Origin of the sequence: Acidovorax sp. CCYZU-2555 (assembly GCF_018413525.1) — a bacterium.
GTDB lineage: Bacteria > Pseudomonadota > Gammaproteobacteria > Burkholderiales > Burkholderiaceae_C > Comamonas.
In genome coordinates this window covers 21,879-33,846 of sequence record NZ_JAHCDD010000039.1, presented here as the reverse complement: position 1 = coordinate 33,846, position 11,968 = coordinate 21,879, and the positions used below count along the sequence as shown (strand labels likewise).

At 66.9% G+C, this 11,968-nt stretch carries 9 protein-coding genes; 2 read left to right on the top strand and 7 right to left on the bottom strand.

The window, feature by feature from the left end; translation table 11 throughout:
• Positions 1-98: 98 nt before the first annotated feature.
• The 3 genes from rimO to KHY18_RS14765 all read right to left on the bottom strand — a co-directional run bounded on the left by rimO (position 99) and on the right by KHY18_RS14765 (position 3,056).
• The gene (gene rimO, locus KHY18_RS14775; RefSeq protein WP_213301202.1) at positions 99-1,511 is read right to left on the bottom strand and encodes a 30S ribosomal protein S12 methylthiotransferase RimO; all 1,413 of its coding nucleotides are present in this window, start codon (positions 1,509-1,511) and stop codon (positions 99-101) included.
• Between the two features lie 140 nt (positions 1,512-1,651).
• Positions 1,652-2,860, bottom strand: a complete 1,209-nt coding sequence (locus KHY18_RS14770; protein WP_213301199.1) for a D-alanyl-D-alanine carboxypeptidase family protein — start codon at positions 2,858-2,860, stop codon at positions 1,652-1,654.
• Positions 2,861-2,882: 22 nt separating this feature from the next.
• On the bottom strand, positions 2,883-3,056 hold the full coding sequence (locus KHY18_RS14765; protein WP_213301196.1) for a hypothetical protein: 174 nt from the start codon (positions 3,054-3,056) through the stop codon (positions 2,883-2,885).
• A 125-nt stretch (positions 3,057-3,181) separates the two neighbouring features.
• Here KHY18_RS14765 and KHY18_RS14760 point away from each other — a divergent pair, with 125 nt between their 5' ends.
• Entirely contained in the window at positions 3,182-4,561 is a 1,380-nt protein-coding gene (locus KHY18_RS14760; protein WP_249729141.1) for an MFS transporter, read from the top strand.
• 20 nt (positions 4,562-4,581) lie between these two features.
• Here KHY18_RS14760 and KHY18_RS14755 read toward each other — a convergent pair whose 3' ends face one another.
• The 3 genes from KHY18_RS14755 to KHY18_RS14745 form a co-directional block, all read right to left on the bottom strand.
• The gene (locus KHY18_RS14755; RefSeq protein WP_249729140.1) at positions 4,582-5,829 is read right to left on the bottom strand and encodes an aminotransferase-like domain-containing protein; all 1,248 of its coding nucleotides are present in this window, start codon (positions 5,827-5,829) and stop codon (positions 4,582-4,584) included.
• A complete protein-coding gene (hglS, locus tag KHY18_RS14750) occupies positions 5,826-7,223 on the bottom strand; it encodes a 2-oxoadipate dioxygenase/decarboxylase HglS (protein WP_213301251.1) in 1,398 nt (465 codons plus the stop codon). The genes KHY18_RS14755 and hglS overlap by 4 nt, the downstream gene beginning before the upstream one ends.
• 67 nt (positions 7,224-7,290) lie before the next feature.
• Positions 7,291-8,283, bottom strand: coding sequence for a Bug family tripartite tricarboxylate transporter substrate binding protein (locus KHY18_RS14745; protein ID WP_213301193.1), 993 nt, complete (start codon positions 8,281-8,283; stop codon positions 7,291-7,293).
• A 154-nt stretch (positions 8,284-8,437) separates the two neighbouring features.
• On the opposite strand from KHY18_RS14745, the gene KHY18_RS14740 reads away from it, so the two are divergent.
• A complete protein-coding gene (locus KHY18_RS14740) occupies positions 8,438-9,337 on the top strand; it encodes a LysR substrate-binding domain-containing protein (RefSeq protein WP_213301190.1) in 900 nt (299 codons plus the stop codon).
• 40 nt (positions 9,338-9,377) lie between these two features.
• Here the strand turns inward: KHY18_RS14740 and KHY18_RS14735 are convergent, their stop codons facing one another.
• A complete protein-coding gene (locus KHY18_RS14735; RefSeq protein ID WP_213301187.1) occupies positions 9,378-11,849 on the bottom strand; it encodes a TonB-dependent siderophore receptor in 2,472 nt (823 codons plus the stop codon).
• Between the last annotated feature and the right edge of the window lie 119 nt (positions 11,850-11,968).

Below are 11,968 nucleotides of genomic sequence, written 5' to 3'. Positions count from 1 at the left end.
CATGCGCCAGATCTCTCACCCGCCAAAGCCTGCGCTGGCGATGGCGGCTATGCCGCGTTGCGCCGTGCGCAGCGGACTGGGCCGCTGCGCACGGGAAATCAGATCGGCACGCCGACCAGGTCGTGGCCTTGCGTGCCGACGATGCGCGCGCGCGTGAACTCGCCGGTCTTCATGGTCTTGCTGATCTTCTCCGGCGGCAGCAGGTGCACAACGCCGTCGATCTCGGGCGCGTCGGCATAGCTGCGGCCCACGCCGCCCTTGCGGCCCAGCGCGGGCGCGGAATCGACCAGCACCTGCATGGTCGAGCCGATACGGCGGCGCAGGCGGTTGGCCGAGACCTCTTCGGCGACTTCCATGAAGCGCGCGCGGCGGGCTTCACGCACTTCGATAGGCAGCATGCCGGGAATGTCATTGGCGGTCGCGCCTTCGACCGCGCTGTAGGCAAAGCAGCCCGCACGGTCGATTTCCGCGGCGCGGATGAAGTCGAGCAGATGTTCGAACTCTTCTTCGGTCTCACCGGGGAAGCCGGCGATGAAGGTCGAGCGAATGATCAGATCGGGGCACAGCTCGCGCCAGCGCTGGATGCGCTCGAGGTTCTTCTCGCCGCTGGCCGGGCGCTTCATGCGCTTGAGCACATCGGGGTGGCTGTGCTGCAGCGGCACATCGAGGTAAGGCAGAACGCGGCCCGAAGCCATCAGCGGAATGATGTCATCCACGCTGGGGTAAGGGTAGACGTAATGCAGACGCACCCAGGCGCCATGCGGCTCGGCGAGTTCGCCCAGCGCCTGGACCAGCTCCAGCATGCGGGTCTTGACGGGCTTGCCGTCCCAGAAACCGGTGCGGTACTTCACATCGACGCCATAGGCCGAAGTGTCCTGGCTGATGACCAGCAACTCCTTGACGCCGCCGTCGAACAGCGCCTTGGCTTCCTTGAGCACATCGCCAATCGGGCGCGACACCAGATCGCCGCGCATCGACGGGATGATGCAGAACGTGCAGCGGTGGTTGCAGCCTTCGCTGATCTTCAGATAGGCGTAATGCTTGGGCGTGAGCTTGAGGCCGGCTTCGCCGAACGCACCGGGAATCAGGTCGAGGAACGGATCGTGCGGCTTGGGCAGGTGGGTGTGGACTGCGTCCATCACTTCTTGCGTCGCATGCGGGCCGGTCACGGCCAGCACGCTGGGGTGGATCTGGCGCACCATGTTGCCGCCATCGGCCGAGGACTTCGCGCCCAGGCAGCCGGTGACGATGACCTTGCCGTTTTCCGCCAGCGCCTCGGCGATGGTGTCCAGACTTTCCTGCACGGCCTCATCGATGAAGCCGCAGGTATTGACGATCACCAGGTCGGCGCCTTCGAAGGTCTTGGACGTGGAATAGCCTTCGGCGCTGAGCTGCGTGAGGATCAGTTCGGAGTCGGTCAGAGCCTTGGGGCACCCCAGGCTCACGAAGCCGATCTTCGGAATGGGCGCGCTGGCGGACGTCGCGACTGCGTCAAAAGTATCTGATCTCATTTGTTTTTCGCAGGGCGACCTGGCGGATGGGTGGGGCGAGTATTGTATGCGAGACCGGGAATTTCCCTATACGCTCACCCCAAGAGCCGCACTTCGCCTGGCCGACGGCGGCGCATCCTGGCCGCTTCGGCGCTCGCGCATTACTTGACCAGATATTGCCACATGCGCAGCATGAAGCCGGCGCGCTCCACGTCGGCCTGCGCAATCAGCGGTGCTTCGCCCACCGGCTTGCCGTTCGACTCGGCGATCACCTTGCCGATCACCGCTCCCTTGGCGACCGGAGCCTCCAGATCGGGCTTGACCTGTACCGACGTCTGCAATTTCTGGCCGCGCGGCACGGTCAGCGTCCAGGGCGCGCCCAGGCCCGCGGCGACGGTGTCGGCCTTGCCGAAGCCGACCTTGGCATTCGTGACCACGGCGCCCGGCTGAACGGGGGTGGCCTTCTCGAAGCGGCTGAAGCCCCAGCCCAGCAGCTTGCGGCTCTCGTCGGCACGCGCCTTGGCGCTGTTGGTGTTGAGGATGACTGTGATCAGGCGCATGTCGTTGCGCTTGGAGGACGTAACCAGGCAGTAGCCGGCTTCCTGGGTATGGCCGGTCTTCAGCCCATCGACCGTGGAGTCCGTGTAGAGCAAGGCGTTGCGGTTGCCCTGCTTGATGCCGTTGTACTTGAACTCGCGCTCGGCGTAGATCGGATAGTAGTCGGAGCTGTCGCGGATGATCGCGCGCGCAAGGATGGCGAGATCGCGTGCCGACGACTTGTGCGCCGGGTCGGGCAGGCCCGTGGGGTTGACGAAATTCGTGTGCGTCATGCCCAGGCGCTTGGCTTCGGCGTTCATGAGCTTGGCGAAGCCCTCTTCCGAGCCGGCCATGTGTTCGGCGATCGCCTTGGACGCGTCGTTGCCCGACTGGATGACGATGCCGCGCAGGATGTCGATCACCGTGGCCTGGCCGTTGAGCGGCAGGTACATGCACGACTCGCTGCTCGAGCCCCGGCACCAGGCGTTCTCGCTGACCGAGACCAGATCGCCTTCCTTGAGCTTGCCCGAGCGAAGCGCCTGTTCGACCAGGAAACTGGTCATCATCTTCGTCAACGACGCCGGCGGCAGCGGCTCATCGGGGTTGGCCGAGGCCAGTATCTCTCCCGAATCGTAGTCCATCAGCAGCCAGGCCTTGGCGGGGATGGCCGGCACGCCGCCCTCTACAGCGGACTGCCCAGCCAATGGCGCCGGCGCTTCGACCGCGGGTTTCTTGTGCACAACAGGTTTGGCGGCAGTCGCCGCACCGGGCGCGAGCGCGCCGGCGGCCAGCGCAAAGACGAGAGGCAGGAAGGCAAATGGAGTGGATTGCATGGGATTCCCGATCGTGAACGCTTCATTGTGGCGGACCGCAAGCCGCTTTTTGGGCGTACATGGAAGAGTTTTTTGTCAGCAGGCGTAGTGCCGGCCAGCGCAGCGCAGGCATGCCGGCGCGCGGATGTTTTTCGGGCGAGAGACCCTGGCGCAGTTTTACAGGGAAGATCCGTCTGGCAATATCCTGGAAATCCATAGCCAGCGCGACGCGCCGACCTGCTCGGCCGGGGCCTGCCAATAACAGTGACTGAAACAACCAAGCAAACAAAACCTGCGGGCCAAGCGCAGCCCGGCGCGCAGGCCCCGAACGCGCCGCAAGACATGCGCATGCGCCTGGTGGCCTGGCTGGTGACGGGCGCGATGTTCATGGAAGTGCTCGACGGCAACATCATCGCCACGGCCTTGCCGCAGATGGGGCTGTCGTTCGGCGTCGATGCGCTGCGCCTGAACGTGGCGATGAGCGCCTATCTGCTGGCGCTGGGCGTGTTCATTCCCGTCAGCGGCTGGATCGCCGACCGCCTGGGCCCGCGCCGCGTGTTTGCGGCGGCGATCGCGGGCTTCACGCTCACGTCGCTGGCCTGCGGCCTGGTCGACGACCTGCACACTTTCGTTGCGCTGCGCGTGCTGCAGGGCGCGAGCGGCGCGCTGATGGTGCCCGTGGGGCGGCTGCTGGTGCTGCGCCACACGCCGCCCGAACGGCGCATGGTCGCGATGTCCAACCTGGTCTGGCCGGCGCTGGTCGCGCCCGTGATCGCGCCGCCGCTGGGCGGCTTCATCGCCACCCATGCGAGCTGGCACTGGATCTTCTTTCTCAACGTGCCGCTGGGCATCGCCGCGTTCGTGCTCGCGCTGCGCCTCATTCCCGTGACCGCGCCCGAACCAAGCCGCCGGTTTGACTGGACCGGCTTCGTGCTGTGCGGGCTGGGCGTCTTCATGCTGCTGACCGGGCTCGATCAACTCGCGGCCGAGCCCGGCGTGCCCGGCCTGGGCATGCTGATCGCGGGCAGCGTGCTGCTGGCCGCGGCGCTGCGCCATTTCAAGCGCGCGGCCAGTCCCATGTTCGACCTGTCGCCGCTGCGCATTCCCACTTTTCGCGTGGCCCTGCTGAGCGGCTCGGTCTCGCGCATGGCCATAGGCAGCCTGCCCTTCCTGCTGCCGCTGATGTTCCAGCTGGGCTTCGGCATGGACGCGTTCCATGCGGGCTCGCTGCTGCTGGTCGTCTTTGTCGGCAACGTGGGAATGAAGATAGTGACCACGCCCATACTGCGGCGCTTCGGCTACCGGCAGGTGATGCTGGTCAATGGCGTGCTCGCGGCGGCCAGTCTCGCGGCCTGCGCGCTGCTGGGCCCGGACACGCCGCTGGCCTTCACCGTGGCCGTGCTGCTGGTCAGCGGCATGACGCGCTCCATGCAGTTCACCTGCCTGGGCACCATTGCGTTCGCCGATGTGCCCGACCGGCAGATGTCCGACGCCAACGGCTTGTTCAACGTGATCTCGCAGGTGAGCATGGCCGCCGGCATCACGCTGGGCGCGATCTGCGTGCAGTTCGGCCAGGTGCTGCTGGACGTGCTGGCGCTGAACGCGCCCGCGGGGCAATACAAGGTGGCGCTGGTGATCGCCGCCGTGTGCGCGCTCGCCGGGCTGACCGGCGCGCTGCGCCTGCCCGCCGACGCCGGCGACCGTTTCGTGGGGCGAGCCTGATCGCAGCGCCCCGGGCGTGGTCAGCGCCTGGCGTGGGCCACGGCCGCGGCCAGGCGCTGCACGGCCTGCTCTATCTGCGCCACGTCGGGCGCGGCGAACGACAGGCGCATGGCATGCACCGGTGCGTTGTCGGGATGGAACGCCTTGCCGGGCACATACAGCACCTGGCGCGCCACGGCGGCATCGAACAGCGCCTGCGGGTCTATCGACGGCGCAAACGTCGCCCAGACGAACATCCCGCCCGCGGGCGGCGCGCAATGCACCAGGCCGTCCAGCTGCGCGCCAATGCCTTGCACCAGCGCCAGCATGCGCCGCTGGTACTCGGCACGCGCGCGCTGCACGGTGGCCGGGTAGCGGCCGCTTTGCAGGTAGCTCGCCGCGACCATCTGCGCCAGCGGCGAAGTGCACAGATCGACCGTCTGCTTGGCGATGGTGCAGCGGCGCAGCAGCTCGGCATCGGCCAGCATCCAGCCCACGCGCAAGGCCGGCGCGACGGTCTTCGACAAGCTGGAAAGATAGACCACGGGATTGACCGCGCCGCCCAGCTTTTCGCCCAGCGTGCGCAGCGCCGTGGGCATGGGCGGCGTGCTGCCGTCCGCGGCGTCGAAACTGAGCTCGCCATACGGGTCGTCTTCGACCAGCCAGAAACCATGGCGGCTCGCCAACTGCACCAGTGCCTCGCGCCGCTGCGCGCTGAGCAGCGTGCCGCGCGGGTTGGAGAAGCTGGGCACGGTGTAGAGCAGCTTGGGGCGCTGGTCCGCGGGCAGCTCGCGCAGCAGCTCGGCGAGCGCATCGGTCTGCAGACCATGCTCGTCCATGGGCACGGGCACGATGCGCGCCTGCGCCAGGCGCAAGGCCTGCAGCGTCGCGGGATAGGCCGGCACTTCGACCAGCACGGTATCGCCGGGCTCGATCAGCACCCGCACCAGCAGGTCGAACGCCTGCTGCGAGCCCGTGGTCACCAGCAGTTGCTCGGCGCTGGCCTGCATGCCGCGCGCGCGCGTCTGGGCGGCCAGCGCCTCGCGCAGCGGCGCCAGGCCTTCGGTGGCGCAGTATTGCAGCGCCTGGGCGCCGCCGGCCATGGCCTGGCCCGCGGCCAGCGCCAGCCCTTCGGCATCGAACAGGCTGGGCGATGGATAGCCGCCGGCCAGCGAGATCATTCCCGGCTGGCTGAGGTAGGGAAACAGCTCGCGTATCGGCGAGCCCGCGGGCTGGGCGAACATCGCGGCAAACGCCGGCATGTCGGCCGCTGCGCCAGCCACGCTCATGCGACCTCCGCCGTCAGCGCGCCGCGCAATGCGGCACGCAGCTGGGCTATGGAGCGCTGCTGCGCGGCTTCGTACAGCGCGATTTCGTCGTGCACGCGCGCGCCCAGCGCGGCCTCGAAGGCCTGCTGCGCGGCATTCGCCTGGTATTGCTTTTGCTCTTCGCCGCCCAGATTGGACTGGAAGATGCCGGCCGCGCTCACCGGCAAAAAATCTTCATAGGTGATGGGATCGGCATGCACCCAGCCCTGGGCCAGCAGCAGCTCCAGGCTGATGTCGGCATCCCCTGCGCCCGCTTGCACCTGGCCTATGGCCGTCAGGCTGTAGCGGTAGAACGCCAGGCCCTGGGCCTGCAGCGCGCCGTGATCGTCCGGGAAGGCGCGAAACGCCTGCTCCAGCCGCTGCGAATAGTCGTCCGCGGCGCTGCCCGCACTGCGCATGTCGCGCACTTCGTTGAGCAAGGCGTCGTAGAGCGCGCGGCCCTTGCGCGTGAGCGCCACGCCGCGCTGTTCGATCTCGCCAAAGCGGGCGGTATGCGCGCCTTCGTCGTCGGTGAAGCGCACCGTTTCCTGCAGCGCCTTGAAGCTGGTCTGGCGCAGCAGGATGGGGCAGTTGCGCCGTGGCGGGCCTTCGACCACATCCTTGGCGTCCATGCCGCGCGCGGGCATCGCGGCCTGGGCGGCGTCGATGTCCAGCGTGCGCGGCGTGAGGTGGTTGATGTGCGGCCCGCGAAAGCACACCACGTCGGCGACCAGGCGGTGCGACGACTGCAGCGCGCGGTAGGTCTGGGCGTCCACGGTGGCCGTGCTGTGCCAGCGGAAGGTTTCCAGCGCTTCCTGCACGAAAGCGTCAGCGTCCGCTGCAGACAGGCCGCCCGCGGCTTCGCACTGGGCGATCAGCTCCAGCGCCCGCGGCGTGAAGATGTTGCGGCGCGCCAGGATATCGGCGGCCTTCTGGCGCAGCGCCGGGTCGGTGATCAGCTCCAGCCGCAGCAGCGAAGTGAACACGCGAAAAGGGTTGACCAGCAGCGCGGCATCGCCCACGGGACGGAAGGCCGTCGAGTGCACGGGAACGCCAGCCACGGACAGATCGTAATAGCCCACGGGCTCCATGCCCATGACGGCGAACAGACGCCGCAACGTTTCCAGCTCAGCCGCCGTGCCCACGCGGATCGCGCCGTGGCGCTCCACATCGAGGCGATCGAGTTCACCCGCGCGTTCGAGCCGTGCATGCAGCACGGGATCGGCGTTCAGCGCATCGCGATTGATGTCGGCCACCAGGTCGACCAGCGTGCCGTACTGCGGCACTTCCTGGCGGTACATGGCGGACATGGCCTGCGAGAAGCGCGCGCGGACTTCGTCCGAACCGACGAAGGAGGGGTTGCCGGAGTAGTTCATATTGCTCATGATGTAACCAAAGATCGGCGGGGCTGAAGCCGGGTGGCACAGCCCCGCCATTGCCCATTCAATCCACGGTGGCGCCGGAAATCTTCACGATGTCGCCCCACTTCACGCGATCGCGCTTGAGCACTTCAGCGAACTCCGCACGCGTTGTCGGGCTGGGCTCGGCACCGGCTTCGCGCATCTTGGCCTGCACAACAGGCATTTGCAGAACGCGCACCAGGTCCTCGTTGATCTTCTTGGTCACCGCATCGGGCGTCTTGCTGGGCGCCAGCAGGCCGAACCAGGGGCCGGCGTCGTAATCGGGCAGCGCGGCGGCGGCGGCGATCGTGGGAACGTCGGGCAGCGCGGGCGAGCGCGCCGCCGTGGTCACGGCCAGCGCCTTCAGCTTGCCCGAGCGAACGAACGCCAGCGACGAAGGCAGGTTGTCGAACATCACATCGACGCTGCCGCCGATCAGGTCGGCCAGCGCCGCGCTGCTGCCCTTGTAGGGAATGTGGCTCATCTCGATCTTGGTCATGCGCTGGAACAGCTCTCCGACCAGATGGGTCGACGTGCCCGCACCGGCGGAAGCCATGTTCACGCTCTTGGGATGGGCTTTGGCGTAAGCCACCAGATCGGCCAGCGTCTGGATGCGCGCGCGCTCGGCGAACACCGGCGAGATCACCAGCACGTTGGGCACGCGCGCAATCAGCGAGACCGGCGCGAAGTCGGTATCGGCGTTGTAGGCGATCTTTTTATAGAGCGTCGGATTGATGGAGAACTCGCCGACCGAGCCGACCAGCAGCGTGTAGCCGTCCGCCGGAGAATTGGCCGCGCCGCTGGTGCCGACCATGCCTGCGGCGCCGGGACGGTTGTCGACCACCACGGGCTGCTTCCACAGCAGCGACAGCTGGTCGCCGACCACGCGCGTCACCATGTCGGTCGTGCCGCCGGCCAGATACGGAACGATGATGCGCACCGGCTTTTCAGGGAAAGGCCCAGCGATGGCAAGCGTTGAAACCAGGGTGCCGGCAACGACGCTGGCCTGGACGAGAGAACGGACGAGACGCTTCATTTATGTTTTCCTTATGGGTGGAGTCGGCTTGCTCCGCGCCGACATCACGCGCTCACGCTGAGCAGTGATGGCCGGCATCATTACTCATCAAGCCAACTCTCCAAAGCGAATTATTTACTTACAATGACAACCAAAAGTCATCAAGTAGGCCTGCATGAGACAACGCATTCCCAGCCTGAGCAGCCTGCGCGCATTCGAGGCCGCGGCCTCGCACCTCAATCTGCGGCGCGCGGCCAAAGACCTGTTCATCACCGAAAGCGCGGTATCGCGGCAAATCATCGCGCTGGAGAAATTCCTGGGCGTGGAGCTGTTCCGGCGGGCCAACAAGCGCGTGACGCTGACCGCGGCCGGCGCGGCCTACAGCCGCCAGGTGCGCGAGGTGTTGGGGCAGCTCGAACGCAACACGCTCGATGTCATGGCGCACGAAGGCTCCGGCGGCATCATCGAGCTGGCCTGCGTGCCCACGCTGGCCGTCGAGTGGCTGATTCCGCGCCTGCCCGACTTCTATGCCAGGCACCCGCAAGTGGTCGTCAACATCAGCGCCATGACCAGCATCTTCTTCTTTGATGGCGCGCCCTATGACGCCTCCATCCATTTCGGCACGGATGTTTACCCGGGAGCGCGTACCGATCTGATGTTCGGCGAGGAGTCGGTGGTCGTCTGTCGCCCGGATTTCTTTGGCGGCAGAACGGCAGTCTCTGAAATGGAAGTGGCCACAGCGCCGCGGCTGCATCTCGCGTCGCGCGCGCTCGACTGGAAGCTGTGGACGGAGTCCGCCGGCATTGACCTGGCCAACCCCATGGGCGGCGCGCGCTTCGAACACCACACCATGGTCATCAGCGGCGTGCGCGCCGGCCTGGGCGTGGGCCTGGTGCCGCGCTTTCTGGTCGAGGAGTACCTGACCAAGGGCGAGTTGCTCTCTCCGGTAAAGCACTCGCTGCGTTCGCCCAATGCCTACTACTTCGTGACACCCGATTCGCGCCCGACCAGCGATGCCGTGGCCGGGCTGCGCGAATGGTTGCTGGCGGCGGCGCATGATTTCGCCGGCACCTAGCGGCACAAGCGCCCCCCCTGCGCCCGGGGGATGCGCTTGCTCAATATTTGTAGGTCAGCGTCGCCACGGCATTGCGCGGCGCGCCGTAGAGCGCATGGGTCGCCGTACCCGTGTAGTAGTTCTTGTCAAACAGGTTGTTGACGTTCAGCGCCAGCGTGAGGTTGCGGTTGATCTCATAGCGCGCCAGCAGGCTGGCGACCGCATGGCTGCCTTCCATGTAGTAGCCCGAGTAGCCGCTCGCGCTCTGCCAGGTGAACCCGCCGCCCAGCGTCAGCGCCTGCAGCGCGGGCACACGGTAGGTCGTGAACAGCTTGACGCTGTTGCGCGGAATCTGCGTCATCGTGTCCGCGCCCTGCGCATCCTTGGTGGAAGTGAACGCGTAGCCCGCGCTCAGGTTCCATCCCCGGGCCAGCTCGCCGGCCAGCTCCAGCTCCAGCCCGCGCGACTTCAGGCCTTTCTGGGCGATGAAGATGCGCGTGTCCTGGATGCTTTCATCACGGATGGCGCTGTTGTCGAGCCTGGTCTGGAACACCGCGGCGCTGGCCTGCAGCCGTCCGCCTAGCAGATCGGCCTTGAGGCCGGTCTCGACGCTGGTGCCGGCCTCGGGATCGAGTCCGCGGCCGTTGATGTCGAAAACGCCATAGCCTTGGGGTTTGAAGATCTTGGTATAGCTGCCGTAGGCGGACAAGCTATCGCTCAGGCGGTACACCAGGCCCGCGTACGGCGTCACCACGCCCGTTTCGCGCTGCAGCGTGCTGCTGGCCGCACCGCTGACCGGCCGCGTCGCCGTGGTCTGCTCCCAGTCGGTGACGCGCGCGCCGACGATCAGCTTGGCGTCGTCGGTCAGATTGAAACGCGAAGTCGCATAGGCCGCATGCTGGCGCACTTGCGTATCGCCGTGGCTGGCCAAGGTGAACACGGGCGGCGTGACGCTCCCGTCCCAGGTATGGATGTCGCCGATCGCGCCGTCATATCCGGTCCAGCGGCTCACGAACCAGCCATAGGACGGCGCATTGCGCGCCTGCATGCGCGACAGCGTGAAGCCCGCGACCAGTTCATGCTGGCGGCCGAACAGGGGGAAATGCCCGGTCACATAGCCGTCGAGGTTGTTTTCCTCGGGCGCGCCATTCCAATGCGCGGCCTGGACCTCGCCGCCCAGCCCGGTGGAGCGGTCTATGTCACCGCTGAGGTAGCTCACGATGCCGTCGTAGCTGAACTGCCGGTGGTTGTACTCGAGCTTGCCGCGCCAGCCGTTGTCGAGTCGGTGCTCCAGCGAGACAAAAGCGTTCTTGACCGTGGAGTCGTAATAGCTCCAGTTGGGCGAGCTGTTGTACGAGCGCGGCAGCACCAGCCGCGAGCCGTCGCTGTAGTAAAGCGGAAAGCCGGTGCGCAGCGGAGCGCTGTTGTCATCGCGCTGCTGGCTCAAGCCCGCCGTCAGCAGCGTGGCATTGCTCAGATCGGCCTCGACAATGCCGTAGACCGTGCTGTTCTTGTTGCGGTAGCGGTCCACGAACGAGTCGGCTTCGCGCGCGTCGACGATCAGGCGGCCGCGCACGCTTGCGCTGGCGTTGAGCGGGCCCGAAAAGTCCGCCGTGCCGCCATGTCGACTCCAGCTGCCTGCGTCCACGCTCACGCTGCGCTGCGGCGTGATGGTCGGGCGCTTGCGCATCAGATTGATGGTCGCGCCCGGCGTGCCCAGGCCGCTCATCAGCCCCGTGGCGCCGCGCACGATTTCCACGCGGTCATACAGCACGGTCGAATTGCCGGTGTTGAGCGAAGACGAGCTGGGAATGCCGTCGACCTCGTAGTTGCCCACGGCAAAACCGCGCGACATCAGGCCGCTGGTCAGATCGCTGCCCATGCTCTGGCGAAAGGCGATCACGCCGATCGCGCTTTCCACCGCGCTGTCCACGCGGTCCAGACGCTGGTCGTCCAGGCGCTGGCGCGTCAGGATGGTCAGCGACTGCGGCGTTTCCTGCCACTCGAGCGGCAGCCGCGTGGAGGTCGCGCTGGGCGCCTTGGAGGCATAGGCGCCCGTGCCCTCCGTCGTCGCATCGCGTTCGGCCGAAGCCACGACCTGCACTTCTCCCAGCGCAATCGCGTCCTTCGAGGCCGGGCGGCTGCTGGCCGCCGGCGTGCGCTGCAGCGTGTATTCGCCCGCCACGCTGGAGACCGGCGCAAGCCCCGTGCCCGCGAGCAGCGCGTTCAGCGCCTGCTCCAGCGTCAGGCTGCCGCGCGCGCCCGGAGATTGCACGCCCGCGACCAGTTCGGGCGCAAACGTGATCAGCGTGCCCGACTCGCGCCCCAGCCAGTTGAGCGCCTGGCCCAGCGGGCCCGCGGGAATGCTGTAGTTGCGTGCGGCGGCACCGGACGCAGCGGCGGACGCGGGCTGGGCCAATGCCGCATGGGGCAAGGCCGTGGCGGCGCAGGCCGCAAGGCTTACACACAACAGATGGGCGGCGAAGGCGGTGCGACGCGGCAGGCTTGGGCGAACGGACGGATGCGGACTCATGGCAGATGGTTTCCCTCAAATGGTGTGTTGTGGCGGCACACCTCGCGCTGGCGAAAGTGGTGTGTCTGGACTGCTTGACACCCCAGTTCGCCAAAATGGCCGCCTTTTTTCCGATTTTT

Excerpts from the sequence above, each read along its gene's own strand:
- rimO (WP_213301202.1), bottom strand. The coding sequence starts at position 1,511 with ATGAGATCAGATACTTTTGACGCAGTCGCGACGTCCGCCAGCGCGCCC.
- KHY18_RS14770 (WP_213301199.1), bottom strand. The coding sequence starts at position 2,860 with ATGCAATCCACTCCATTTGCCTTCCTGCCTCTCGTCTTTGCGCTGGCC.
- KHY18_RS14765 (WP_213301196.1), bottom strand. The coding sequence starts at position 3,056 with ATGGATTTCCAGGATATTGCCAGACGGATCTTCCCTGTAAAACTGCGC.
- KHY18_RS14760 (WP_249729141.1), top strand. The coding sequence starts at position 3,182 with ATGCGCATGCGCCTGGTGGCCTGGCTGGTGACGGGCGCGATGTTCATG.
- KHY18_RS14755 (WP_249729140.1), bottom strand. The coding sequence starts at position 5,829 with ATGAGCGTGGCTGGCGCAGCGGCCGACATGCCGGCGTTTGCCGCGATG.
- hglS (WP_213301251.1), bottom strand. The coding sequence starts at position 7,223 with ATGAACTACTCCGGCAACCCCTCCTTCGTCGGTTCGGACGAAGTCCGC.
- KHY18_RS14745 (WP_213301193.1), bottom strand. The coding sequence starts at position 8,283 with ATGAAGCGTCTCGTCCGTTCTCTCGTCCAGGCCAGCGTCGTTGCCGGC.
- KHY18_RS14740 (WP_213301190.1), top strand. The coding sequence starts at position 8,438 with ATGAGACAACGCATTCCCAGCCTGAGCAGCCTGCGCGCATTCGAGGCC.
- KHY18_RS14735 (WP_213301187.1), bottom strand. The coding sequence starts at position 11,849 with ATGAGTCCGCATCCGTCCGTTCGCCCAAGCCTGCCGCGTCGCACCGCC.